The following is a 26,471-nucleotide window of genomic DNA, read 5'->3' on the forward strand; positions in this document are numbered from 1 at the left end:
TCACCTCGCCCCTATTCCGGTCTCTTGATCGTTACGCTCCAGTATGGCAAGCCGTCCGCCGTAGGTGCGTTGCAAATTCGCCGCCGTAAAGACGTTAGCGGTCGGGCCCGCCGCCACCAACTCCACGTTGAGCAGCACGACCCAGTCGAAATATTCGTTCACGGTAGCCAGATCGTGATGCACGACAAGCACCGTTTTCCCTTGCGCCTTCAATTCGTTCAACAGCGCGATGATCGCCTTCTCCGTTGCGGCGTCAACGCCGACGAACGGTTCATCCATGAAATACAGCTGCGCATCCTGCGCCAGCGCCCTTGCAAGAAACACCCGCTGCTGCTGCCCGCCGGACAGCTGGCTGATTTGCCGTTCGGCGTAATCCGCCATCCCGACCTTAGCGAGGCATTCCATTGCGATGCGCCGCTCGTTCGCGCCCGGTCTGCGGAACCAGCCCAGATGGCCGTACCTGCCCATCATCACGACATCAAGCGCGTTGGTGGGAAAATCCCAATCGACCGATTCGCGCTGCGGCACGTAGCCGATCAGCTTCCTCTGCTCGGCGTACGGCCGTCCGTAAATCGCCACCTCGCCGGATAGCCGAGGCACGAGTCCCAGCGCCGCCTTGATCAGCGTCGACTTGCCGGCGCCGTTCGGACCGATGATGCCGATCAGCTTCCCTTCCGGAACCTCCAGCGCAATATCGCGCAGCACGGGCTTTTTTTGATAGGCAACCGATAACCCCGAAATGCGGAGCGGTGTATGTTTCATCGTCCTCCATCCCCCTTCATCGCTTTAATCTCTATTTCAACGCCTTGATGATCGTATCCACGTTATGCCGGACCATGCCGATATAGGTGCCTTCCGTCGTTCCTTCCTTGCCCATCGCGTCCGAGAACAGCTCGCCGCCGATCGTAACGGTATGATCCTTTTTCTTCGCTCCTTCGATGACGGCGTTGATCGCTTTCGGCGACACGCTCGATTCCACGAAAACCGCTTTGATCTTGTTATCGACCAGGAAGTCCCGCAGCTGGTTCGTATCCTTCGTTCCCGCCTCGGAAGCGGTGCTGATGCCTTGCAGCCCCATTACTTTAAGTCCGTACGCGGCCCCGAAATAACCGAATGCATCGTGCGCCGTAACCAGCACGCGGCTTTTCTCGGGAATCGCCGCGATTTCTTTCTTCGCATACTCGTGAAGCTCTTCAAGCTTCTTCAGATAAGAAGCCGTATTGGCGCGGTACTTGTCGGCATTCACCTTGTCGTTCTCGATAAGCGCGTCCCGGACCGTTTCGGTCGCGGTCATCCAGTGGCGGACGTCGAACCAAATATGCGGATCGTGTCCGGCCGTTCCGTCGTCGGCATTGCGCAGCTTGTTTTCCGGAATGTTTTTGGATACGGCTACGGTAGGCTTGCTCTTCGTCATCTTCTCGAAAATGTCCACCATCTTGCCCTCCAGATGAAGGCCGTTGTAGAAGATGATGTCCGCTTGCTCAAGCTTTTTGATATCCCCCTGCGAAGCTTTATAGTAATGCGGGTCGACGCCGCTCTTCATCAAGCCGACTACCTCGACGCTGTCGCCTCCGACTTCTTTCACGATATCGGCGATCATGCCGATCGTCGTCGTCACCTTCATCTTGCCCTGCTGCCCGCTGAACGCCGGCTCGGCGCTGCCGCAAGCCGCAAGCGCAACGGTCATGCTTAGAAAAATAATGCCGATCAAAAAACGTTTTACCGATGAATGCCATTTTCTCTTCATTCTATCTTCTCTCCTCCGCCTTCTCTTTTGCCCAAAAGACTTTTTGTTTTATTAATCAAATTTTGTTTCTTCCGTGACTATATGTTTATTATATTCAATAATGTTTACCTAATGCAACATTTATCACAAAAAAAATGTTCGCAGCCTTGTAAAAAGACTGCGAACTCCTTCTTTCATGCCGGCTGCCGGAGCGTTTCCGGCCGTGTAATGAAACGGTTTTACTTGTCGTACAAACCGATCGCCTGATCGTAGGCATCGAAAATATGACGAGCGATCGGCGCCGCTCCCCACGAGCCGAAGCCGCCTTCCGGCACGACGACCGCTACCGCCAGCTTCGGCTTGTCCGCCGGCGCATAGGCGATGAATACGGCGTTGTCGATCGTTTGACCGGCAACCTGCTGCTGCGAGGTACCCGTTTTACGGACTACGGAGTAGCTGACACCGTCAAAGCCTTGGATAAAAACTTCCTTCATCCCTTTCTCAAGGACGTTCCAGTAGGCTGCGGGTATGTCCTCCTGATTCAGCAGCTCCGGCTCAAGCGTACGGACCGTATCTCCTTCGTACGTCGTCACCTTATCGACGAATTGGGGCTTGTACCGCTTGCCGCGGTTCGCCAGCATCGAAGCGTACTGCGCGAGCTGCAGCGTCGTATAACGGCCCTGCTGCCCGAACGAAGCGTAGATGAGCGCGGACTGCGTACTTTCTTTGACCGCTGAATTATAGTAATAAATGTCGCCCTCGTATTCGCCGGGCAAGCCGCTGCCCGTTTTGACGCCGAGTCCGAATTTCTTCATGTAGCTGTCCCAAATTTTGATCGCGTTGCCGTTGTCCGCATCCGGATTTTTCTTATCGAAAGGCGGGTACTTCGAGCTTTTGTACAACCGGTCTCCGATCATTTCCGCCATGAACGTATTGGACGATTTCTCGAGCGCCCTGGAAGGCGTAAGCACACCGTAATTGGCCTTGTCCGAGTTGCTGACGCCGACCTTGTACCCTTCCCGTCCGAAGAAGAACGTCGTCGGGTCGTTATATCTTTCGTTCACGCTGATAAGGCCTTCGTTCAAGCCGAGCAGCACGGACAACGGCTTGATCGTCGAGCCGAGCGGCACGAGCGATGTCGGATGCTTGCCCCGCTCCTTGTTGTCGTGGATGTCCGGAAGCCGCTCCATAATCGTTCCGTTCGTATACCTGTACTGGATTTCCTCGAGCTTGGCCGTGCTTATTCCGCCGGTCCATACGTTCGAATTATAATCCGGCATGCTCGCCATCGCCACGACGCGCCCCGTATTGACTTCCATCGCCACCGCATAGCCGGACACCGCGTTTTTGCCGATCGCCGGGTACTGCTTGGCTCTCGCATCGGCGGACTTCATATAGGCCAGCTGGTCCACGATACCTTTCTCGGCCGCTTCCTGTATGCTCTTCTCGATGGTCAGATGGAGGTTATGTCCTTTCTCCGGCGGCGTAATTTCGACCTGTCCGATAATTTGCGCCTGGGCGTTGACCGGGTAGCTCTTGGTGCCGTTCTTGCCGCGAAGCTCGTCCTGGTACAAAAATTCAAGCCCGTCGAAGCCGACATACTCGTCATTCAAATACTCGCCTTGCTTGTCCTTATAGACGTTCAAATACGTCGCTTTCTGGTTCCGCGCCACGTTATACGGGCGTAAGTAGCCGACCAGCTGTACCGCGATCTGATCGTCGTCGTAAATGCGCGTGCTCTCTTCGGTTATTTCGAGGCCCTTCAGCTCGTCGCGGTGCTCGGCGAAATAAGCCAGCTCGTCCTTCGTCAACCGCGATTTGATGCGGCGCGGCAGAAAGGTGTAGCTCGGATCCTTCGTCTTGTTGCCGTCGATGTCGATGCCCACGTCCATGTTCTTGATAATATCCGCCGCCGGCAAAATCAGCTCGCCGCCGTTCAGATCCGTAAAGATTTTCTCCAGATTCCTGGCCAGGGCGATCTTGTCCTCGCTCTTCTGCCCCGGCTCCACCCGGTAAAACAGCGATTGCGCGGATATCGTCGAGGCGATCGGCGCCCCTTTAAGATCGTATATGTTGCCTCGAATCGGCGAAATCGTAATCGTCCGCTTCGTGCTCTGATTTTCCAGCTCGCTTAGTTCCTGCCCTTCGACAAACTGCAAAATGGCGAGACGGATGATCAACACGGAAAACACCACGAATGTGGCGAAAAAGAACATGTTGATGCGCGCCGAAAAATGATTCCGTTTTTGCCGTTCCTGCCTTTGCGGTTCGCCCAGGCCTTCCGAATGCTTCATCTGTCTGCCCTCTCCTGATCGTATCTATCCCGGCCGTACGGCTTCGACTTGCAGGGCTCTACTTTAGCTCCGCGAGCGAATGAATGCCGCTGCCGGTGTGATAATCGTAGCGTTTGATTTTTACGGCGTCGATGCCCGCTTGCTGCGGGGCCCAAATATCGTTCTGATCGTGGTCGCCGACATACAGGACGTCCTGCGGCTCCAGCCCGGCTTCGGATAGCGCCAGCCGGAAAATGTCCGGATTCGGCTTTTCCAGCCCGACCTCCGTCGAAACGATGACCGGATCGAAATAATGAAGAATGCCTTTATGTTCAAGAATGCCTTTGAGCGTAGGCGCGAAGTTCGAAATAATCCCGAGACGCAGTCCCATGCCGCTAAAGCGTTCGAGGTTGCTTTTCACGTCATCGAACAGCTGGTATTGTTCCGGCTGCGTGAACATGTCGTATAGCTCGTGGCAGCAGCGGTGAATTTCTTCGTCGTCCAATTCCTGCTGCGCGCCGAGACGATCGAGAATGTAGCTGTACAGCTTCATCCAGAAAGCGCGGTCCGACTCCGGCGAGCATACCTCGTCCGGATTGAGCTGCTTCCCGTAATAGAACAGGCGGAACGCCTCGGTAAACAAATTCCCGATTTCTTCTTCCTCGCGGAGCAGCTTGCGGCTGGCCAAAAACTGCTGCATGATGACGCGCGCCGCCGGGATCGTCATCAGCGTGTCGCCCACGTCGAAAAATACAGCTTTATACGCGTTCAGACTGTTATGCATATAAGCACCTCCCGAATGCATCCGGCATGAAAGCCGAAATGATAGCGTAACCCAATGTATGCCCTCGAGGCTATGTTTCATGATAGCATATTTTGCACCCCGATACGAATCGACGGACAGCCCGAAACAAGGACAAATGTTCCCATTCCCTTTCCGGGCCGGATCCTATCAAAAAAAAACCGTGCGGATGAAAACCGCACGGTGCTCGTTAATGGTTAGGCGTCGCGGATGTGCGTCGCATCGAAATTCGGCGGATTGAACCAGTTGCCGCCGCTCGACACCCACGTAGAATCAAGCGGGAGCCATTCCTTGCGGTCGGCCACGTACACCTCGTTCCACGCATGAGGCCCGTAGCCGCCTTTGCCGTCGTAGCCGAGCCCGGTCACCACCTTCACATCCAGCCCGACCGATCGAGCCATGACGGCGTACAATCGGGAATAATCGATACATACGCCCTTGCGGCTGGCGAACGTGTCCTCCGGCGTCTGCTCCTTCCAAATCCGCTTTTGCTCGTATTGGTTGACTTTATCCCAGTCGTATTGGACGCGCGAGCCGACCCATTGGTAAAGCGCCTTCGCCTTCTCCTCGTCCGTCTTCACCTTGGACGTCACTTCCTGCGCGGCAAGCGCGATGTCGTTCGGGATGCGCGCGTCGATAACCTCGTATTTGCGCTGTAATATATTTTGGAACTCATGCTCGACCGCCTTCGTGAACACCGGCAGCTGCTTCGTGATCAAATCGCCGGTGAACGGCTCTATCACTTCCTTCGCGCCCTTCTGATAGAGCGCCGACTCCTGGATATAGCCGGTAAACGCGGCGTGCGGGAACAGCGCGGTATACATGAATAAGACGGCGATCGCCATCAATGCTCGGCCGGCGCCCGTAAGGGAGCCGATCGCACCGCCTACGACGCTGCTGGTCCAGGTAACGCCGCCGGTACGCTCGTTCACCTCGGCATATTTGCCTGCGCGATACAGGATCGTATCGATGATGGCGTGCAGTGCCGTCTTCAGCACCGCGTAGCCGACCAGCAGAAGGACGCCCGAACGCATCAGCGAAAAATCGCGCAGCGCCGTTACGATCGTGTAATACATTTGCCGCAGCCAGCTGATCTCCTCGTTCGGGATGACGATGTTTCGCGATGTCAGCCAAGCGCCGAATGCCGGAGACAGCGCTGCGGCCAGCTTCCAGGCGAGCAGCAGGCTGATCACCGTGACAACGCCTTCCTGAATGAGCAGGAAGAGATGCTTGGCCGAGCCGGACGTCCCTCTCGCCGCCCCCTGCACGATCGATATCGCTATGATGGCGACCAGCAGCACGGACAACAGATTCATACTCGTCAGCGATCCGATAAAGGCATTCACCTTGCATCCCCTCCTCCCTATAGTCCGGATATCCTGTCCCGCTAACGGCGAATACGGCCCGACCGAGCCGTACCGCCTCCCATAGCAAGCGCTCCTTATGAACGCCGCTATTTCCTATGTACTGGAATGCGACAGCCTTATTTTTGCCGGGCTTGCGCTTGATCGATTACTTTTTGCAGCGTTTCGTCGATATTCAAAGTAAACGATTGTCCCATAAATGTAACCTTCGCTTCCTTAGATCCGGGCTTCGCATCGATCCGCAGACTTTTGGTAGACACGGTGTACGAGCCGTCGTCGTTCTTCTTGTAGGTCGCATCCTTCGCTTCGTTCGTGACGGCCTTCAGGGCTTGATCCTTGATCTCGGTCGTCACAGCGGCGCCGATGCTGTCCGTCACTTCTAACAGCTTATCCTTGTAGCTGGCTCCGTAAACGATTACGGCCGCAACGATCGCCAAAACAAGCACCCATTTGATGACCGTTTTGACCAGCTTCACGACGAGAAACAAAACCACCACAGCCAATACGACAACAATCCAGCGATCCTGTAAAAACGCGGATAATTGATCCATTCGTGCGTCCCCTCCTATTTTCTATATGATACTATAGGTAATTGTCATTCTTCATCCCTTTTTTTGCGCAGTTCTTCGAGCTTTCGCTTGATCTCTTCGCTCCTGTCCGAGCGGGACTGGCGGAACGTGCGGCGCAGCCGCAAAAAAAGGTACCCCGCGACAAGCGCAAGCACGAAGATCATCAGCGGATCCATTCCGTATCTCCCCTTTCTCCGGAGGCTGCCGCAGCCGTTAAAATATCCGTACTACAAGCCTGACAAGCTGCGTACAAGTATAAGAAACAGGGTATCGGACGAACTGCGGGCGTTTGGCGTCCAAGCGTTCCCGGCATCCCCAATACTAGCGGGTGGTGGCACTATGAAAACGGCCGTTTGGCTTTATTTGTTCATGTTCGTCGCTTTTTTCGATCTGCATGCGCAATATCCGATGCTGTCTCCGTTCGCGTTGTCGCTTGGCGCAGCTCCATCGTTCATCGGACTGATCATGGGGGTTTATTCGCTCACTCACTTGCCCGGAAATTTGCTCGCAGGCATAGGCGTCGACCGCTACGGTAGCAAATATTTTATCGTCGGCAGCCTGCTGACCGCCGGCACCGTCCTTGTTCTGCAATCGCAGGTGACCAATCCGTGGCAGCTGCTCTGGGTGCGATCGATCAGCGGCTTCGTGCTCGCTTTCTTATCGCCGGCTTGCTTGTCGATGCTTGCGAAAATCGCCAAGGACCGGGTGCAGCAGGGCAAGCTGATGGCCGGCAACGGCTTCGTGCATACGCTCGCTTCGGTAGGATCGCCTGCGGCCGGCGCTTTTCTTGTCGCCAAGCTCGGGTTTACGACCTCTTTCCTCGTTCTCGGCTGGGGGCTTATCGCAACCGGCGTTTTGGCCATTTTCGGCGTTCGCGAAACGAAGCAGATGCGGAATCAGCATGCCCCGCAGCTGGACGATGCGCATGGACACGGCGCTCCGCAAGCGGGAGCGGCGGACATGCAGGACGAGCATGCGAGCGCCGGCAAAATCCCTTGGCTGTTTTTCGGCATACCGCTCGCCTTGTCATGCTCGCAGGGCATTTTGTTTTTCGAGCTTCCGCTTATGAAAGCAGCGATGGAGTCGATCGTCACATCCGGCCTTCTCTTCTCGATGGTCAGCTTGGGGGCGCTCGCCACGCTTAGCCTGCTTTTCTTAAACCGCATTGCGCCGCTGCTGAGGGTCGTGGCCGGGAGCTTGTCGCTGGCGCTCGTTTTTTTCGGGATGGCCGTCGAATGGCCGCTTCCGCTCGTCGTTTCCTTGTTCATGATAGGCATGGCCAAAGGCGTCATCTACCCGGCTATCGCCACTTTGCTCGCCGGACATACTTCCCGATCCCGGTACGGACGCGTTTTCTCGCTGCTCTCGATCTCTTATTCGCTGGGCGCCTTTTTCGGTCCTACGGTCGCAGGACACCTTCGCGAAGCGTTGTCCCCTTACTTCGTCGCTTTCGTCGTCCTGATGATCGGGCTGTCGCTGCTGCCGTTCAACCGTTTCCGGCTGCTGGGCTCGCAAACCGCAGGCTAAAGGAACTAACGGACGAGGGGCGATCCGCCCTAACCGTTTCATCGCAAATGGGCTCACGCACAGTCCCCTTCGGCTTCGCTCGTCATATGTTGTAGCAAACGCCCTAGCGTACCGATCCATTTAACTCGCATATTCGTTCCACGAACCGTCGCAGCTAAGCGCCTGCCGGGGAACCCCCGTCTCCTACGAGCATTCAACCTTTGTTCTTCTCCTTCTGCATCCCCTGCAGCGCAGCGGCTTGAGCGATCAAGCCGTTTTTGGTTTCTATCAATCACTTGTCTCAGCGTTTGGAGCAGGAATCGAAGCCTTGCACCGCGCCGTTACCCGATGTTCAGGATATCGCATCGCTTCGTTATATTTGCTATTTCTTCGCCTTTTCCTTGGAGATCAGCGCCCAATCCTCTGCCGTAAAGTTCCCGATATGCCATAAAGCGACGCCCTTCAAGCCAAAATAACGGGCCAGCTCCAGCTTGGCCGAAATGCTTTTGGTATCCTCGTACCAAAGCTCGTTGCTGCCCTCATTCGTTGTGAAGAAAGCATGGCGCAAGAAGAACGGCAGCTGGAATTGCTGCTGAACGCCGTCCATCGCCAGTCTGCTCTCCACCCGGTCGATCGAAGGCGAAGGGGATGTCAAGTCCCCGTTTGCTTTCGTGATCCACTGGTTGGCCTGTTTCGAAATGCCTAGCAGCAGCTTCTCCTTCGGAATGCTGCGCAGCGCCTCGGCGAGACTTTCCCGCACAAGCGGCAATGGCGCGGAAGGAAGACCGCTCTGCCTATGCGTAAAATCGTAAGCCATCAGCACCGCCTCGTCGGCCAGCGCTCCGATTTCCTTCAGATCATAGCCTTTGTAATACATGACCGGAGGTACGGCAACGGACAGTGTTTTGGCGCCGATCGCCTCCTTGACGCTGCGGAGGAAAGCGGTATAAGGTTCTCTGTCATTTCCCGAAATCAGCCCTTCGAAGTCGATGCTCACACCGCTCATCGGCAGGGCGATCAGCTGTTCCTTCAACGACTGAATAAACGACTGCTTCGCTTCCCCGTCCTGCAAAAAGCGGCTCAGCTTGCCATCCGCGTTGTCGGAAAATATCATCAGTTTATCAGGCAGCGCTTGCTGCTTGGCCGTGTCCACGACCGTATTCCAGCCTTCGGGCATTTTGAACGTACCCGTGTCCGTCTCAAGCTTGGCCTTCCCTTCGCCCGTATAGCCAAGGTTCGACCAGCTGAACGTAATGCCGGACAAGTTTTTCAGCTGATCGATGTTGCGGTACGAATTAATGGCATAAAATCCGTGTACCTCGAGCGCATGACGCTCTACCTTCTCGCCGATCGTACGCCGAATGATCGCCGCCGCTTCCTTGCGGCTTAACGCCTCGCCCGGATGCAGCTGCTTCCGGTCGTCTCCCGTCATGATGCCGCGATAGGAAGCGTAGTAAGCATAAGGACGATACTCCGGAGCGAGCTGCTCCGCATCCAGAAAGCCGCGTGCCGCTTCCTCTATTTTCCATTTATTGTCGAGCCACAATGCCCGCTCCTGCTCGCCGACCGTATCCAACAAATAGCGGCCGATCAGCACGGCCACTTCCGCTCTCTTAATCTTCTCTTCGGGCAGAAAGCTGCCGCCTTTTATCATGAAAGAAACATAGCCTTTAGCGGCAGCATCCCGAATGACCGGATACGACCAGCGATCCTCCGTTACATCGGCGAACCGCGAACCCCCGCTTTGCCCGCTGTCTCCGGTTTGACCGGGCAGCGAAGTCATGAGCATTTTGACGAACTGCTCGCGCGTAACGGAAGAATCCGGGCGGAAAGAACCGTCTTCATAACCCGAGACGATATCGTATGCCGTTAACGTGTACACGTCCTCCTCCGACCAGTCGCCCGCAGGCACATCCTTAAACGGCTTCAATTGCGATTCGTAAGCCGAGGCCCCGGATGCGACCGCCAAGAACAGGGCGGCACCCAGAGCAAATGTCCGTTTCCAAGTCTTTTTCATTCGTTACCTCTCCCTCTTTCCGATTCTATCAATCTATCAATATACGAAATGACGGATTGGAAGTCAAATGGAAGAAACCGGCGCCGGTGTCCTTACGGTCCTATCCGATCCTGCACCCATGGCAAAAACGGCACCCTCACGGATGCCGTCTCGCTTAAAATGCGCTATTTTATAGTTTTACGACTTTCCCCGTCTCCTGCGATTCGAAAGCGGCCAAGATGACGCTCAGCGACTTGCTTCCTTCTTCGCCGGAAATGCTCGGAGGCGTTTGCGTCACGATGCTCGTAACGAAGGCGTCGATGACTCCGCTGAGCGTTTGCTTCTCGTTCGTCGCGATCGCTCCGACCTTGTAGGTATCGATATTCCCGTTGCGATGCTCGACGACTACCTTGTCGCCGCTCTCCTCGCCGATTCTCATGACGCCGTTCTCGCACCATAATACCGTGCTGTTGTCTCCGCCCTTATAATACGTCCAGCTTGCGACAAGCGTGCCGAAGGCGCCGCCTTTCATACGGAGCAGACAAACCGCGTTGTCGTCAACGTCCGTCCCCTCTTTGTGCAGCGTCCCGATAAACGAAACGACTTCAGATACTTCATCGTTAAGCAGATAACGGATCAAGTCCGACTTATGGACGCCGAGATCGCCCATCGAGCCCATTGCCGCATCCTCTTTGCGGAAAAACCAGCTTTCGCGTCCGTCCACGCTCCAGCCTTCCGGTCCCGGATGGCCGAACGACGTGCGGAACGTGATCACTTTGCCGAGGACGCCGGTTTGCAAAATCTCCTTGGCTTTAACGTGCGGCGGCATGAGCCGCTGATTGTGGCCGACCATCAGGTAAACGCCGTTGCTGCGGGCCGCTTCGATCATCGCTTGCGCTTCCGCATCCGACGTCGCCATCGGCTTCTCGACCAGCACATGCGCGCCTGCGTTAGCGGCTGCGATCGATGCCGGCGCATGAAGCGCGTTCGGCGTGCAGACGCTGACCGCGTCCGGCTTTATTTGGGCAAGCATGCTCTCGTAGTCGGCGAACGCTTTCGCTCCGTACTGCTCGGCGTAGTACTCCGCCCTTTCCAATACAGGATCGACAAAAGCCACAAGTTCCACGTTCGGGCTTACCGCATATTCAGGAATATGTCTATGCTTCGCAATGGAGCCGCAACCAATGACAGCTACTCTGATTTTACTCATGTTCCCCAACTCCCCCATCTTCTCTAAAGCTTCGGATAAAATCAGTCAACGTAACCTAAAACTGAGACAAGTAGTTCGTTTTCAGCCAGTTGATGCTTGTTTCAATGCTTTCGAGCGGCGGATTCGCGCAGCGGTCCTGCTCTACGATCAGCCATTCGGAGCCTGCTTCGGATGCTGCGGCAATGACGTCCGTCAGCTTGATCGTGCCGTGTCCGAGCTCGACGGTATCGATCTTGCCTTCCGCGTCGATGCGGAAATCCTTCAGATGCACGAGCGGCAGTCTGCCGGAATATTTACGAATATAGTCGGTCGGCTCGAAGCCCGCGAACTGCACCCAGCCGATGTCCATTTCCACCTTCACTTGCTCGGGCGCCGTAGCGGAGTATAGCGCATCGAACGCGTACTCTCCGTCAATGTTCGTTCGAAATTCAAAGTCATGGTTGTGGTAGCCGAATACGAGTCCGTGCTCGGCCGCTTGCTCGCCCACTTGTCCGCACAAAGCAAAAATGCGCTTCCAGCTCTCCTCGTCGGACCGCTCTTCTCCCGGAATCCCCGGCAGGACGAGATAGCTCGCGCCGATCGTCTTCAAGTAAGCGATTTCCTGCTCCAGATTCGTTCTCAGGTTGTTCAGGCCGACGTGACTGCCGATAGCCTTCAAGCCAAGCGATTGCAGAAGATCGCGCATTTCCTCAGCGGGAATGCCGCCGTAGCCCGCAAATTCGACGCCCTCATATCCGAGCTCCGCCACCTTGCGCAGCGTTCCCTTGAAATCTTTTGCCATATCCTCGCGAAGCGTATACAGCTGTACGCCGATCCCCATTCTGTTCACGTTGATCACTCCTTCTGATTTTGGCTGAGGTTGCTTGAAGTATCTAGTTCCGATTATAGAAAGAACGCTTTATAATGGAAATGAAGAATATGGTCGGCACCTCAACTATTTGGCTATAATGGAGAACACCTATGATGAATCCTCCCGTTTTGAACGTTCTGATGTGCAGCTATTCGTACCACTCGCAGCGGTTCCATATTAAACAAGAGAACGAGGGACTGAAAAACTACCTGTTCCGTCTTCAAACGGAAGGACACGCCAAAGCGCTCGTGAACGGGGTCATGACCCCGTTGCAAGCCGGAGACCTGCTGCTGTACCGTCCAGGCATGCCTTACAGCCTCTTGGTCGACGAGCACGAGCATGATCGCCGCGGTCCTTCCGCATCCAGCGGAGACTACTACTTGTATTGCCAGGGAACTTGGGTCGACGATTGGTGGAACCGTTCGCCGAAGCAGGTAAAGACGCGAATCGACCTCGACGATAAGCTGCTGTCCGTATGGAGAATGATCCTGACCGAAAAGCTCAAATTCGAAGAAAGCAACGAGGAGCTGGTCGGCTATTTATTCCGTTCCTTATGCTTGATGCTGGACAAGGCGATCGTGCCGGCGCCCGCTCTCAAGGGCACGCTTTTTACTGCAGCGAGAATGAAAAGCTACATTGAAGAGCATGCGACTACGCCGCTCAAAATCGAAGATATCGCCCGTCACGTCAGCCTCAGCGTCTCGCGGGCCGTCCATCTGTTCAAGGAATGCTACGGCAAATCGATGATCCAATATACGCTGGAAATCCGTCTTTCCATTGCCCGGGAGAGAATGGCGTACAGCATGATGACGCTCGAGCAGATCGCCGAATCGTGCGGCTTCGGCAGCTATTCGTATTTCCACCGCATCTTCCGGGACAAGCACGGCGTAACGCCGACGGAGTACCGGAACACGCTGCGCGGCGGTTGAGGAGTGCGAGTTGCTGACACGGCGGATTGCCGTCTAGTACGCATAACGCAAGGGAAGCGAAAGATTGGATAAACTAACCTATGCATATAGCCGGTCATGACCGAACGAACTGCCGACACGCAGAGGTTCATGCTGACTGGCCGACAGGAGGTACCATGACCTACGCCATTATTGTAGAGGGTAAAAATGACCGAAGCCGGTTGCGGCGGGTTCTGCGGGAAGAAGCGATGATTCTGTGCACATACGGAACTCCGGGTACGGAACGGATCGAAGAGTTGAAGAAAAAAGTTGGGGACAGCGACGTGTTTCTGTTTACGGATAACGATTCCTCGGGCAAAAAAATACGCGCCGCGCTCCGCGAAGCGTTTCCGGATGCCGAGCACATCTATACGCGCAGAGGCTATGCCGGCGTGGAAGGAACGCCTGAGGAATACTTGATTCAGCAGCTCGAAAAGGCGGGTCTCGAGGAGCTGATCGTCTACCCCTCGCCGACTCTCGAGCCGGAGTGATTTAAGTTCAATAATGGAGTTCATACGAGGCACGCTAGATGAATAGCGAAGAAAACTTCACTATTAGTGAACTTAACTTCACTATTTGGGCTCAAAAAAGGCACTCTAGATGAAATAGTGAAGGAAACTTCACTATTAGTGAACTTCACGGCAAAATAGTCCTTTTTGCTTCACTATATGACCTGAACGTAGCATTTCGGGAGAAAATAGTGAACATAGGTTCATTATTAATGAACCCAAGTTCACTAGGAGCTATTCGGGCTCTCCGCTCTCTGCTCACCCTCACTTATGAATGAAAAAAAGCCGGCCAGAAATCTCCGGCCGACCTACGCTTACGAAAAGCTGTCCCAAGGTCGGAATAGAAGCTTGGGACAAACGAACTTGCTCGCTACCCCACGTACTGCAGCAAATAAATAACCGTCGTCACCGAGAAAATGCTCAGCACCGTCGATGAGAATACCGCCTGCGAAGCGAACTCCGCCTCGCTGTCGAACTCGACGGCGAGCAGCACGCTGCTGAGCGAGGTAGGTACGGCGCAGGAGAGCACGAGCGCCTTGGCCATCATCCCCTCGATGCCGAGCGCCCAGACGATCGCAAACCCGAGCGCGGGGCCGACGCACAGCCGCAGCACATTGGAAAGCAGCACGTCGGACAGCTTAAGCGCCCATTTCATGTTGCCGAGCTGCACGCCGAGCGTAAGCAGCGCCGTCGCGACGAACGCGTTCGAAATCTGGTTAATCGGATCGTAAATCGGCTGAGGCACCGGGATGTCGAATCCGCGCATGAGGAAAGCGATCGGAATCACATAGATGACCGGCATCGTCAGCATCGTGCGCACCGTGGCTCTTATATCGCGCTTATGCGCATTGACGCTGTATACGCCGTATGTGTTCGGAAGCAGGCTCTGCATCATCATGACGATGATCTGGATCGACAGCGTAAACGGGTCGCCCACGAACACGAGCTGGTTCAGCGGAATCGCATAGTTGGCGCTATTATAGAAAATGACACTGTTTCGCATCGCGCTGCGCATGCCCGGCTCATACCGGCGAACCCGCACCACAAGCTCCATCAGCAGAAACAGCAAGCCGAAGAAGATCGCGAAGAATAGCAGCACCTGCATCATGATGCCGAGCGACAAATTCGATTCGTACAGCATTTTGAACATGACCGCAGGCGAAAACAAGTAAAAATTAAGCTTCGACAACGTCCGGATATCGAGCTTGAACAGCCGCTGCAGCAGGATGCCAACCGCGATCATGATCGATAACGGGATGATGTTGTGAAGCAGGATGTGCGTGAAGTACCCCATTTTGCTCTCCGCTTCCCGTACCCGTTATCCGGTTTTATTTCTCTTTGCCGAGCGCTACAATGTCGTTCGCCACGACTTCTTTGGTCAGCTTCAAGTCGCTTACGTCATAGAACTTGCGGATCTTGCCCTTCTTGTCGACAAGCGCAATCGAGTTCGTATGCGAGAAGTTTCCGTCCTTGTCCTTGACAACGCCCACTTTGTATTCCTCCGCCAGAGCGAATGTCGCTTTCTCTTCCCCGCGGACGAAGAACCAGTTGTTCGTATCCGCGTTAAATTGATTGGCGAACTTCGTGAGCCGTTCCGTCGTATCCCTCGTCGGATCGAAGGTGATGGAAATAAATTGGGCGGACTTGCCGAACTCGCCCTTCTCGACCAGCGCGTCGCGAACCGTCGACAAGAAAGCCGTTGTCGGCGTGCATACGTCCGGACAATACGAATAGTAAAAATAGACCAGCCTTACTTTGCCGTTCGTATTCTGAATGCCGATCTTTTTACCGTCCACGTTGTCCAGCGCAAAGTCGGCCGCAGGCAAATCAACCGTAAATTTCGACCCTGAATCCTTCGGCAGCGCGTTATAGCCGATAGCCCCGATAATGACTAGCATGATGGCGACCGTTGCGAATTTAAACCAATGCTTGGCGAAAACTCCATTCATCCCTTAATTCCTCCACAATAGTTAATAGTAAAATGTAAGGATACGAGCCCACAAAACCTTCCAACAAAACACAAATCCCATGCCGTCAAGCAGGGGATTCGTGGTTGCCGTTATTGACCGACCGTATCGATCACCATGATCAGGAACAATATCGTCAAATAGTTGATCGAGAACAGGAACACTTTCTTCGCCCATTGCTCATTGTCCTTGGCACGGAAGCCGGCCATGCACATCACCACCCAAATCAAGCCGAGCAGCGCGGAGCCGATCAAATAAACGACGCCGACATAATCGTACAAGTAGAGCAGCATCGAAACCGGTACGAGCGGAATGACGTAACGCATCATGCTTACCTTCGTTTGATAAATGCCGCGAACGACCGGGAGCAGCGGATAACCGGCAGCCCGGTAATCCTCCACGCGCCGGATGCCCAGCGCCCAGAAGTGGGGCGGCTGCCACAGGAACATGATTAGGAACAGGAGCAAGGCCCCCATGTCAAGCTGGTTCATGACGGCCGCATAGCCGATAACCGGAGGCACCGCGCCGGAGATGGCGCCGATCGTCGTGCTCCAGACGGATGTCCGCTTCAGCCACGCCGTATATACCCATACGTATACGAACAAGCCAAGCAGGCCGAGCAGCGCGGACAGCATATTCGCGGTTGCGAGCAGTACGGTACCTGCGATGCCCAGCGTGATCCCGTACGTCAGCACGGTCTTCGGCTGCAGCTTGCCTGTGGGCAATGCGCGCTTGCGCGTCCGTTCCATTTTAATATCCATATCGCGATCCAGATAGTTGTTCAGCACGCAGCCGGACCCCATTACAAGCGCCGTTCCGACCATCGCAATCACCAACGTCATCCAGTCGATATTCCACTTCGAAGCGATCCAGAAACCGCCGAACGTCGTAATCAAATTCGAAAAAATAATGCCCGGTTTTGCGAGATTGACAAAATCCCTCCAGGTTGCCTTCCCGACGGATTGAGCGTTTACGGCTGCTTCCGTTTCCGCTATTGGCGTAACGCTTTCATCCGCACTCCACGTCTTTTCCATCGTAATCCCCCTCTTCTCAAGCGTTCCTTGCGGAACGCAGCATCATGCTATAAAAGCGTAAGCCCCAAACACCACTCTCATCATATCAACCTAGGGATACTTTGACAACAATTCCGGCGCGATTTCAAAATATTGTCGAAACTACGGAATTCGCACTTTTCCTTATCGTTTCCTTTTTTGCCTGTCACCAATCCGGGCGCCCCGCTATATGTTAAGGAAGAAGGCATTCGCCTATACGCTTGGGGACATGTCCGGACGTTTCGGACACATAATGCCCCGTTGTACGCGCATATGGTAAGAACGAAGACCTTTCATAAGGAGGAATATTCGATATGAACAACAGCAATCCGAGACCACCCGTGAACATGGGCGTCCCTTTCGGGTACCCGTCGGGAGGCTGGCAGCAGCAGCAGGGTATGGGTATGGGCATGGGTGGAGCTATGCCCGGACCAATGATGCCGCAGGGGCAAATGCCCGCTCAGATGATGCCTGGACCAATGATGCCGGGTCAAATGATGCCGCAAGGACAAATGCCGGGCGGCATGGTGCCGCCTATGATCCCTGCAGGCTCCACGATTCCGGGCGTTATGCCGGGTCCGGGCCAGCTGCCGATGGAGCAATCATACATCGAGAACATTTTGCGGCTGAATCTCGGCAAGGTCGCTACGATTTACGCTACTTACGAGAACAACAGAGAATGGAACGCCAAAATTTTTAAAGGCGTCCTTGAAGCGGCCGGCCGCGACCATATCATCATCAGCGATCCGAAAACCGGCATGCGTTACTTACTCTTGATGGTGAACGTCGATTACATCACGTTTGACGAGCCGCTCAACTACTACTACCCTCTGCAGCAAACGCCGCAACCGCGCGAATAGCAAAGAAGGGCAAACCCGGCCGACTCGCCGACGTTTGCCCTTTCCTGTTTCCGCACCGCGTTCAAACCTTGCTGCTCTGCGCTTCTTCGTTCAGCATCAGCATCCGCTCGTCGAGAGCGGCGATAATCTCCGCCGTTTCCTTCAGCTTACGGCTAATCGATTCCGGGACGCTGGCTTCGAATTTATAATAGATTTTATGCTCCAGGCTGGCCCAAAAATCCATCGCGCTTGTCCGGATTTGGATTTCTACCATAATCCGCTCGGTACCGCTCGTCAGAAAGATCGGGATTTCCACGATCATGTGCAAGCTTTGGTAGCCGTTCGGTTTCGGATGCTTGATATAATCCTTCACTTCGATGACTTTAAGGTCGTCTTGGCTGCAGAGCATTTGATAAATCCGGTAGATGTCCGTGGAGAACGAGCAAATAATACGGACGCCGGCAATATCGTGAATATGCCGTCCCGCGCTTTCCATCGAGAGCTCCAGATTTTTGCGCTTCAGCTTGGCTGCAATGCTTTCCGGCGCCTTAATGCGGGTTTTGACATGCTCGATCGGATTGTAATCGTGAATGAATTGGAATTCCTCGTTCAAAATATTCAGCTTCGTATGTACTTCGTCCAGCGCAAATTTGTAAGTAAGCAAAAAGCGCGCCCATTCTTTCATTTTCTCCCGGTCGATCAATGCGGTTCCTCCTCGTGCTGCCACCATCTTCGGCTGCTTGTCAGTGCGATAACGTTATTATATGCCATTCCGGCATGAAACCCCAATTTATGCAAAAGACAAGACGTCTTCGCTCCAATACGGCTTGATCTCATAGGAAGAGATACATTCAAAAAAGCTCATCCCCCTAACAAGGGAGACGAGCCGAATGCCTTCCATCACTAATTGGTGAAAGCTTCCATCCGTACGCGAGGCGTATTCATAAGCTCGATCCACTTGCGAACAGCCGCGATCAGAATGATCATGCCCAGCACCAGCATAATGATCGACAGAACGCCGTTCAGCACGTTATAGCCGGCTGCATCCGTGTTGAGATACACGTTCTTCACCATCCAGTACCCCGCGTAATTCACCGTAACGAACAGGTAGGCGAGCGGAATGAGGCAGGTAAGCATATACCGCCGTTTGTCGGCGACCTTCAAGATGACGGTCGCTCCGATAATGAGACCGATCGAGGCCATCAGCTGATTGGATACGCCGAACAGCGTCCATACCGAGCCGATATCGCCCGAATTCAGCAAGTACCCCCACATCAAACACGCAAGCGCACTGGAGAAAATCGTGCCGGGCACCCAGTCCACCTTTTTGAGCGGCTTGTACATCTCCCCGAAGAAATCCTGGATCAGATAGCGGGCCGTACGCGTTCCGGCATCGATCGCCGTCAAGATGAAGACCGCTTCGAACATGATAACGAATTGGAAGAAATAGGGGGCCAGGTTGCTGAACCAAGGAATTTTCGTAAAAATATACGTCATGCCGACCGCAAGCGTAACCGCTCCGCCCGTTCTCCCCTCCAGATTCAAGCCGATTTCCTGGCTAAGCTGCGGCAGATGGACGACGCTCATCCCGAGCGTTTGAAAAACCTCCGGCTTGGAGTTGATCGCGAAATAATCGGCAGGCTGTAAAGCGGTTGCCGCGATTAAAGCCATAATGCCGACCAGGCACTCGACCAGCATCGCTCCGAAGCCTACTACTTTAATGTCGCTCCAGCGGTTCAGCATTTTGGGCGTCGTACCGGATCCGACAAAGGCGTGAAAGCCGGAAATCGCTCCGCAGGCGATCGTAATGGAAATGAACGGCCAAACCGGCCCCGGCAAGATCGGCCCTCCGCCGCCTACGAATTCCGTAAAGGCAGGAAAAGGAATGCCCGGATTGATAATAAAGACCCCGATGATCAGAGCGATGAACACTCCGATTTTCATAAAGCTGCTTAAGTAGTCGCGAGGCGCAAGCAGAAGCCAGACCGGCAATGCCGCCGCGAAGAACGCATAGATAGGCAAGATGAGCGATAAGGTTTTGGTATCCAGCGTGAGCCAGTCGCCGATGACGGTGCCTTGAATCGACGGGCCGACGAAAACGCCGATCATCAGAAGAATAAAACCGACGGTCGAAGCCAATTTCAAATTCCCCGTTTTTCTATAGAAAAGGCCGACGCCCATGGCGATCGGGATGGTGATGCCGACGGCGAACGTTCCCCAAGGGTTATTCTCCAACGCATGCAGCACGACCATGGACAAGCCTGCCATCGTAATCGTAATAATGAAGAGCATCGCGAGTCCGGTGCAGAAGCCGGCTATCGGGCCCAGCTCTTCCTTCGCCACTTCGGACAGAGACTTTCCTTTCTTGCGCATGGACGCGAACAGGACGACGGCGTCATGAACGGCTCCTCCGATTACGGCTCCGATCAGCAGCCACAGCAAGCCGGGAAGATACCCGAACTGTGCGGCCAAAATCGGCCCGACAAGCGGACCCGCTGCGGCGATAGCCGCAAAATGATGGCCGAAGGACACCCATTTGTTCGTCGGCACATAGTCTTTCCCGTCGTTCAGCGCGTGAGCCGGAGTAGGAATAGCATCGTTAAGCTTCATTACTTTTGCCGCCATGAACGTCCCGTAGATTCGGTAAGCAATCATCAAAATACACATCGAGCCGATGACGATTGTAATCGCATTCATTTTCATGACCTCCCTGTTGTCTTTAAGTAAAATCATCATACTAAATGAAAAAGCAATCATGATGTTTTCAAGACAAAGCGCAAAGGCCAGGGGCTGAGCCGCAAAAATATTGGTTTGGAATGCAGCCGCATCGGCGCGCGTTATTTTCTTCTAAAAGCCGATCAGCTGCTTCAATTCCTTCAAATAAGTCCGGCTGACAGGAACTTTGGAGCCGTCCTTCATCAATAAATTATAGGTGGAATGAAACCAGGGCTCGATTTCGACGATCGCGTCCAAATTCACGAGAAAGGCGCGGTGAACGCGGACGATCTTCGTATTGGCCAGCTTCTGCTCGTAGGTGACGAGCGGCTCGTTCACTTTATACTGCTGTTCTTCCGTAGCGATGATTGTTTTGCCCTCCAAGGAGCTTATATACATGATTTTGCTTACGTGTACGAGCAGGATTCGCTCATCGACGAGGAGCGCCAGCTTCTCGGTCCGTTCCTTCTGGGCCGGTTTGTTATCCGCGCGGGCCGTATGCACGGTGTCCCGGTTGGTATGCAGCCGAAGCAGCTTGTCCACCGTCCGATGGATCCGCGCTTCATCGAAGGGCTTGAGGATATAGTCCATCGCGTTTAATTCGAATGCCTTAAGCGCATACTCGTCATAAGCCGTCGCGAAGACGATTTCCGGCCTGTAATCCAGCTCCAGCAGCTGCCGGGCCAAATCCAATCCGCTGTCTTCGGCCAGCTGAATATCCAGAAACACGACATCCGGCTTCACCCGCCTGATGTCTTCCAGTGCATCCTCCACGCATTCGGCTTCCCCGGCGATCTCCACGCGTTTGCTGCGGCGCAGGATATGGGCCAGCTCGTCCCTGGCAAGAGGCTCGTCATCTACTATATACGCCTTCATAATGCTGATCCCCCCACTTATTTTGGCTCAATGGCACCGTGATGATTACTTTCGTTCCCTCACCAGGCTCGCTCTCCATGTGAAATTCCGCCTCGCCTCCGTAAATCTCTTCGATCCGCTTGTGAATATTGCTCAGCGCCGTTCCCGTGCCTTCCGCGGAACGAACCGTTTGCTTCCCTAGAATGCTTAGCAAATTTTCAGGTATGCCCTGCCCGTTATCCTCGGTTATGAGAACCATTTGGTCGTTCTGCTTGTAAGCCCGGATCGTGACGTGCCCGTTTCGCTTGGCTTGCATTCTCGGAAATGCATGGCGAATCGCGTTTTCCACCAAAGGCTGCAGAGTAAAGGGCGGAATCGGCACCTCCTCGAGCGTCGGATCGATGTCCAGCTTGACCGTATATTTATCCGGAAAGCGGGCCTGCTCCAGCGATAAATAGGCTTCCACATGCTCGAGCTCTTTGCGAAGCGGGATGAGCATTTGACGGGCTCCCTGCAGGTTGCTGCGAAAGAAGACGCTCAATCGCAATAACAGCTCCCTCGCTTTTTCGGAGTCGGTCCGGCATAAGACGGAAATCGTATTGATCGCGTTAAACAAAAAATGCGGATGAACCTGCGCCTGCAGCGCTTTGATCTCGGCATCCCTCAGCAATTTGCTTTGCAGCTCGGCATCCGCCAACTCCAATTGGGTGGAGAACAGTTTGCCCAGTCCTTCGGCGAGCTCTTGTTCCACCTGGTTCATCTCGCCCGGATCGGTAAAATAGAGCTTTAGCGTGCCTACCGTCTTGCCGTGAACTTTAAGAGGGAGCACGATAGCCGCCTGCAGCGGGCAATCCTTCTCGTGGCAATGGATTTCCTCGGGCGATTTGGCCTTGCTGATCCTGCCTTGCTCCAGTACGGTTCTGGTTAGCTGGGTGGAGATGCTCTGCATCGGAATATGATGATCGGAGCCTGCTCCGGCATGGGCGAGAACCTGATGCTGATCCGTAATGGAGATGGCGTCGGCGCTCGTCCCTTTCAAAATAATCGCCGCTACTTCCCGGCAGGAATGGATGTTCAGCCCTTGTCGGAAATAAGGAAGCGTTTGATCGGCGATGTACAGCGCTTTATGCGTTTGCAGTGCGCGCGTTCGCTCCTCCTCCTGGAGGATGGATTGAATGATGAGCATAATGAGCAGCATGCCGAAGCCGTTCATGACGATCATCGGAAGGCTGATGATTTGGACAAGCTCGTATGCGGCATCGAACGGCTTGGCGACGGCTAGAATGATGACCATCTGGAAGCACTCCATAATGAGGCTGATGGCAACCGCCCGCCACGGGGTGTTTTTTTGCTTCTTCTGCAGGCTCTTGCCGATCATTCCGGTTACGAGGCCGGCCAGAATCGTGGAGAAGCCGCAGGCGACGGCCGTATAACCGCCCAGCGTCAAGCGGTGCAGTCCGGCGATCAACCCGCACCCTAGCCCCACAAGCGGACCGCCGAGCAAGCCGCCCAGGGCGACGCCCAGAACCCTCGTATTCGCAATGGCGTTGTCGTAAGCGACCTCCGTTTGCCAGCCTTGCGAGGTAATGACGCCGGCGTGAATCTCGATTCCGGTATAGTTGCTGATGATGCCGAAGGTGCCGAATACGGCGATGAGCAATATTCTTTCTCTCGTGCCGTGCTCGTTATGAATGATTTGACGGAAGGAGCTCATCCGGGAGAGCAGGAACACGACGATCAAGAGGATGCCGACCCGCTCCAGCATCAAGATCAACAAGGTAATCAATCCGCTTCACCTTCTCTCCTATGATCTATTTATTATACATAGAGTCGCTTCTTTCATGCATAAAAGGTTACGTGCGGGCTGTGCTGCTTGCTGCTAAGCGCTCTGGAATCGATATGGGATCTGCAAAAAAAGCAACGGGCGGCCGATTCGTTATCGGCCGCCTGTTGCTTGCTCATGGATAAACATTTATGCACGCTGCTTACTCGACAAGCAGACCCAAGGTTTTATCCCCGATCGCCACGGTTTCCATGCCCGCTTCCTTCGCATAGCGAACGGAGGACAGCAGCACATTTTCCTGCAGCACATGATCGAACCGCTCAAGCGCCGTGCGCAGCTGCGAATCCGCATCGAGCACGAGGTTTACGCGCTTCTCGATCGGCAGCTCCAGCTTTTTGCGGTAGTCCTGGACGGCGCGCACGACTTCCCGGACGAGCCCCTCCTGCTGCAGCTCCTCCGTGATCGCCGTGTTGAGGGCAACCGTGATCTGATAGCCCGCCGCGGAAGCGAAGCCTTCCTTCGCTTGCTTCTCGACAAGCAGCTCTTCCACGGTAACGCGGAGCGTTTCTCCGTCAAGGGTTACATCCAGGCCACCGCTATCGACAGCCAGCTTGGCTTCGGAAGCGGACAGCTGCTTCAGATGGTTTTGCAGCGGTCCGACGAATTTGCCGTATTTTTTGCCGGCAACCTTAAGGTTCAGCTTCAGGCTGAAGTCGACAAAACCGCTGTCGCCCTCCACCGGACGGATCGCCTTCACGTTGATCTCGTCTTTAATGATGTCCTCGAACCGGCTCAGGTTGAAGCTGCGGTCCAGCGATACGAGCAGCGCGGACAGCGGCTGGCGCGTTTTGATGCCGGTCTCGTTGCGGATATTCCGCGCCAGCTCGACGATTTGCCGCGCGGTTTCCATGTCGCTCTCCAGCGTAGCGTCGATGACCGAAGCATTCGCCTCCGGATAGTCCGCCAAATGAACGCTGCCTTCGCCGCCAAGGTTGGCGTACATGTCTTCGGCAATGAGCGGCGCATATGGCGCGATCAGCCGCGCAAGCGTTACGAGCACCTCACGAAGGGTCTGATAGGCCGACACCTTATCCGTCGTCATCTCGCTTCCCCAGAACCGGTCGCGGGAACGGCGGATGTACCAGTTGCTTAGCTCATCTACGAACGTTTCGATCTGCTTGGCCGGGTTCAGGAAGTCGTAGCCTTCCAGACCCTTCCGCGCTTGCTGCACGGTGCTGTTCAGCTTCGACAAAATCCAGCGGTCCAATTCGTTCGCGGACGCTTGCGCCGGATGCTCTTCAGGCTTGTAGCCGTCGATCGTCGCATACAAAGCATAGAAAGCATGCGTGTTATGGATCGTATCGATCACCTTCGACTTGGCCTCGGCCACGATCTGCTTGGAGAACCGTTTGCTGTTCCACGGCGCGCTGTCGGACAGAAGCGCCCAGCGGAACGCATCCGTGCCGAATTCGTCGATGATTTCCCACGGATCGATGACGTTGCCCTTGCTCTTGGACATCTTCTGCCCGTTCTCGTCCAGAACGTGTCCGGTCGAAATAACGGCTTTATAAGGCGATTTGCCGTTAAACAGCGTGGAGACGGCAAGCAAGCTGAAAAACCAGCCTCTCGTTTGGTCGATGCCTTCGCAGATGATGTCGGCCGGGTACTGTTCCTGGAAAAGCTTCTCGTCGCCGAACGGGTAATGGTATTGCGCGAACGGCATCGAGCCGCTGTCGAACCATACGTCGATCACCTCCGGCGTCCGATCCATCGTGCCGCCGCACGAGCAGCGCAGCTTCACTTCATCCACGTACGGCTTATGCAGCTCCAGGCTTTCGTCGATCGGCTGCTCCGCTCTTTCCTGCAGCGCCTTGAAGCTGCCCGGCGCGTATTCGCAGCCGCAATCCCGGCACAGCCAAACGTTAAGCGGCGTCCCCCAGTACCGGTTGCGGCTGATGTTCCAATCGACGAGTTCCTCGAGGAACTTGCCGAAACGGCCTTCGCGGATGTGGGACGGATACCAGTCGATTTGGCTGTTGTTCTCGATGAGCTGCTCCTTGACCGCGGTCGTTTTGATAAACCAGCTTTCCATCGCGTAGTAGAGCAGCGGCGATTTGCAGCGCCAGCAGAACGGATAGCTGTGCTCGTAGCGCTCCTTCGAGAAGAGCAGGCCGCGCTCGGATAAGGTTTTGACGATATCCACATCGCAATCCTTGACGAAGCGTCCGGCGAATTCCGTGATCTGATCGGTATAACGCCCCGCCAGGTTGACGACGTTCACGAAATCCAGTTCATGCTGGCGGGTCGTGCGATAGTCGTCCTCCCCGTGAGCCGGTGCCGTATGCACGATACCGGTACCGCTCGTATCGCTGACATAGTCGGCGTCTACGACGATAAACCCTTTGTTTGCATTGATGTAGCCGAAAGGCGGCTCGTACGGCGTACCTACGAACTCCGCGCCTTTATGGGCGGAAAGGATTTCGTAATCATCCTTGAACACCTTCTCTGCAAGGTTTTTCGCGACGACATAAACCTCGCCGTTCTGTTTCACCTTGACGTAATCGATGTCCTTGTTCACGGCTAACGCCACGTTGGCCGGAAGCGTCCACGGCGTCGTCGTCCATGCGAGGAACACTTCGTTCCCGCGTTTGCTTCTGAATTTGACGGTCGCGCTCAAATCCTTGACGTCCTCGTAGCCTTGCGCCACTTCGTGCGAGCTGAGCGTCGTCTGGCAATCCGGGCAGTACGGACTGACCCGATGCCCTTTGTACAGCAGGCCTTTGCCGTGAATTTCGGACAGCAAATGCCAGACGCTCTCGATATAATCGTTCGTTAGCGTCACATAGGGGTTGTCCATGTCGGTCCAGTAGCCGATCGCTTCGGTCAGCTCGCGCCACTGCTTCTCGTACTCGAATACGCTGCCCTTGCACTTCTCGACGAATTCGGCGATCCCGTATTTCTCGATTTCCTGCTTGCCCGAGATGCCGAGCTGCTTCTCCACGCCAAGCTCGACCGGAAGGCCGTGCGTATCCCACCCGGCTTTGCGGACGACGCGGTAGCCGGACATCGTTTTGTACCGACCGATGAAATCCTTGATGACGCGCCCGAGCACGTGCCCGATGTGGGGCTTTCCGTTCGCGGTCGGCGGCCCTTCGTAGAAGACGAAGTTCGGCTTGCCTTCGCGGTTCGCGATCGATTGGCGGAACGTATCGTTCAGCCTCCACTGCTCGAGAACCCGCAGCTCGCGGGTTCTCGCTTTTTCTTTGACGTCAACCTTTTGCATAATGTGCGACACCCTTTCGTTTAGAAAATGAAAACACAAAAAAATCCCGCCCCGTAAGGGACGAGATTGTCTCTCGCGATACCACCCTTGTTCCGCAGCGATCATACTAGCTATGATCCTACGGCCCTCAACCTGCGCACCAGCATGCGCGTCCCTTGTAACGGCGGGATCCCGGGGCAGCTTACTCGCTTGCTTCAGCTTTCCTTCTCGGAGAGGATATTCGGC

At 54.8% G+C, this 26,471-nt stretch carries 22 protein-coding genes and 1 other annotated feature (1 of these 23 only partly in view); of the genes, 4 read left to right on the forward strand and 18 right to left on the reverse strand.

Annotation, left to right across the window (positions count from 1 at the left end; all coding sequences use genetic code 11):
- The 7 genes from ACKGJP_RS28625 to ACKGJP_RS28655 form a co-directional block, all read right to left on the reverse strand.
- On the reverse strand, positions 1-762 hold the full coding sequence (locus tag ACKGJP_RS28625; RefSeq protein WP_409342181.1) for a metal ABC transporter ATP-binding protein: 762 nt from the start codon (positions 760-762) through the stop codon (positions 1-3).
- A gap of 31 nt (positions 763-793) precedes the next feature.
- On the reverse strand, positions 794-1,747 hold the full coding sequence (locus ACKGJP_RS28630) for a metal ABC transporter solute-binding protein, Zn/Mn family (protein ID WP_409342182.1): 954 nt from the start codon (positions 1,745-1,747) through the stop codon (positions 794-796).
- Positions 1,748-1,965: 218 nt separating this feature from the next.
- Positions 1,966-4,020: a peptidoglycan D,D-transpeptidase FtsI family protein gene (locus ACKGJP_RS28635; RefSeq protein ID WP_409342183.1), complete on the reverse strand. Its 2,055-nt coding sequence runs from the start codon at positions 4,018-4,020 to the stop codon at positions 1,966-1,968.
- A 58-nt stretch (positions 4,021-4,078) separates the two neighbouring features.
- On the reverse strand, positions 4,079-4,783 hold the full coding sequence (locus tag ACKGJP_RS28640) for an HAD-IA family hydrolase (RefSeq protein ID WP_409342184.1): 705 nt from the start codon (positions 4,781-4,783) through the stop codon (positions 4,079-4,081).
- Between the two features lie 215 nt (positions 4,784-4,998).
- Positions 4,999-6,117, reverse strand: coding sequence for a transglutaminase domain-containing protein (locus ACKGJP_RS28645; RefSeq protein WP_409347279.1), 1,119 nt, complete (start codon positions 6,115-6,117; stop codon positions 4,999-5,001).
- A 167-nt stretch (positions 6,118-6,284) separates the two neighbouring features.
- A complete protein-coding gene (locus ACKGJP_RS28650) occupies positions 6,285-6,716 on the reverse strand; it encodes a hypothetical protein (RefSeq protein WP_409342185.1) in 432 nt (143 codons plus the stop codon).
- 44 nt (positions 6,717-6,760) lie between these two features.
- Entirely contained in the window at positions 6,761-6,910 is a 150-nt protein-coding gene (locus ACKGJP_RS28655) for a hypothetical protein (RefSeq protein ID WP_409342186.1), read from the reverse strand.
- A gap of 163 nt (positions 6,911-7,073) precedes the next feature.
- Here ACKGJP_RS28655 and ACKGJP_RS28660 point away from each other — a divergent pair, with 163 nt between their 5' ends.
- Positions 7,074-8,261 (forward strand): MFS transporter, encoded by a 1,188-nt coding sequence (locus ACKGJP_RS28660; protein WP_409342187.1) that lies wholly within the window; start codon positions 7,074-7,076, stop codon positions 8,259-8,261.
- 361 nt (positions 8,262-8,622) lie between these two features.
- On the opposite strand, the gene ACKGJP_RS28665 is transcribed toward ACKGJP_RS28660, so the two are convergent.
- The 3 genes from ACKGJP_RS28665 to ACKGJP_RS28675 form a co-directional block, all read right to left on the reverse strand.
- Positions 8,623-10,257 (reverse strand): S-layer homology domain-containing protein, encoded by a 1,635-nt coding sequence (locus ACKGJP_RS28665; RefSeq protein WP_409342188.1) that lies wholly within the window; start codon positions 10,255-10,257, stop codon positions 8,623-8,625.
- A gap of 169 nt (positions 10,258-10,426) precedes the next feature.
- Positions 10,427-11,446 carry a Gfo/Idh/MocA family protein gene (locus tag ACKGJP_RS28670; RefSeq protein WP_409342189.1) on the reverse strand — a complete coding sequence of 340 codons (1,020 nt, stop codon included), beginning with the start codon at positions 11,444-11,446 and terminating at the stop codon, positions 10,427-10,429.
- A gap of 55 nt (positions 11,447-11,501) precedes the next feature.
- A complete protein-coding gene (locus ACKGJP_RS28675; protein ID WP_409342190.1) occupies positions 11,502-12,275 on the reverse strand; it encodes a sugar phosphate isomerase/epimerase family protein in 774 nt (257 codons plus the stop codon).
- A 131-nt stretch (positions 12,276-12,406) separates the two neighbouring features.
- Here ACKGJP_RS28675 and ACKGJP_RS28680 point away from each other — a divergent pair, with 131 nt between their 5' ends.
- Together ACKGJP_RS28680 and ACKGJP_RS28685 are read left to right on the forward strand one after the other, a co-directional pair.
- Positions 12,407-13,225: a helix-turn-helix domain-containing protein gene (locus ACKGJP_RS28680; protein WP_409342191.1), complete on the forward strand. Its 819-nt coding sequence runs from the start codon at positions 12,407-12,409 to the stop codon at positions 13,223-13,225.
- Between the two features lie 155 nt (positions 13,226-13,380).
- Entirely contained in the window at positions 13,381-13,734 is a 354-nt protein-coding gene (locus ACKGJP_RS28685; protein ID WP_409342192.1) for a toprim domain-containing protein, read from the forward strand.
- 388 nt (positions 13,735-14,122) lie between these two features.
- Here ACKGJP_RS28685 and ACKGJP_RS28690 read toward each other — a convergent pair whose 3' ends face one another.
- The 3 genes from ACKGJP_RS28690 to cyoE form a co-directional block, all read right to left on the reverse strand.
- Positions 14,123-15,046 (reverse strand): AEC family transporter, encoded by a 924-nt coding sequence (locus ACKGJP_RS28690; protein WP_409342193.1) that lies wholly within the window; start codon positions 15,044-15,046, stop codon positions 14,123-14,125.
- Positions 15,047-15,080: 34 nt separating this feature from the next.
- Positions 15,081-15,701 carry an SCO family protein gene (locus tag ACKGJP_RS28695; protein ID WP_409342194.1) on the reverse strand — a complete coding sequence of 207 codons (621 nt, stop codon included), beginning with the start codon at positions 15,699-15,701 and terminating at the stop codon, positions 15,081-15,083.
- A gap of 110 nt (positions 15,702-15,811) precedes the next feature.
- On the reverse strand, positions 15,812-16,753 hold the full coding sequence (gene cyoE, locus ACKGJP_RS28700; protein ID WP_409342195.1) for a heme o synthase: 942 nt from the start codon (positions 16,751-16,753) through the stop codon (positions 15,812-15,814).
- 365 nt (positions 16,754-17,118) lie between these two features.
- Here cyoE and gerQ point away from each other — a divergent pair, with 365 nt between their 5' ends.
- Entirely contained in the window at positions 17,119-17,631 is a 513-nt protein-coding gene (gene gerQ / locus ACKGJP_RS28705; RefSeq protein WP_409347280.1) for a spore coat protein GerQ, read from the forward strand.
- Between the two features lie 61 nt (positions 17,632-17,692).
- On the opposite strand, the gene ACKGJP_RS28710 is transcribed toward gerQ, so the two are convergent.
- From ACKGJP_RS28710 to ileS, 5 genes are all read right to left on the reverse strand, one after another.
- Positions 17,693-18,295 carry a GTP pyrophosphokinase family protein gene (locus ACKGJP_RS28710; RefSeq protein WP_409347281.1) on the reverse strand — a complete coding sequence of 201 codons (603 nt, stop codon included), beginning with the start codon at positions 18,293-18,295 and terminating at the stop codon, positions 17,693-17,695.
- A gap of 218 nt (positions 18,296-18,513) precedes the next feature.
- Positions 18,514-20,307: a carbon starvation protein CstA gene (gene cstA, locus ACKGJP_RS28715; RefSeq protein WP_409342196.1), complete on the reverse strand. Its 1,794-nt coding sequence runs from the start codon at positions 20,305-20,307 to the stop codon at positions 18,514-18,516.
- Positions 20,308-20,457: 150 nt separating this feature from the next.
- Positions 20,458-21,204 (reverse strand): LytR/AlgR family response regulator transcription factor, encoded by a 747-nt coding sequence (locus ACKGJP_RS28720; RefSeq protein ID WP_409347282.1) that lies wholly within the window; start codon positions 21,202-21,204, stop codon positions 20,458-20,460.
- Positions 21,179-22,966 (reverse strand): LytS/YhcK type 5TM receptor domain-containing protein, encoded by a 1,788-nt coding sequence (locus tag ACKGJP_RS28725; RefSeq protein ID WP_409342197.1) that lies wholly within the window; start codon positions 22,964-22,966, stop codon positions 21,179-21,181. Before ACKGJP_RS28725 ends, ACKGJP_RS28720 begins: the two co-directional genes overlap by 26 nt.
- Positions 22,967-23,165: 199 nt before the next feature.
- Complete coding sequence (gene ileS, locus ACKGJP_RS28730; RefSeq protein WP_409342198.1) at positions 23,166-26,246, reverse strand: isoleucine--tRNA ligase; 3,081 nt, start codon at positions 26,244-26,246, stop codon at positions 23,166-23,168.
- Between the two features lie 53 nt (positions 26,247-26,299).
- Positions 26,300-26,471 (reverse strand) — a binding site (T-box leader) (it continues 86 nt past the right edge of the window).

It is taken from the genome of Paenibacillus litoralis (genome assembly GCF_046244365.1).
GTDB lineage: Bacteria > Bacillota > Bacilli > Paenibacillales > NBRC-103111 > Paenibacillus_V.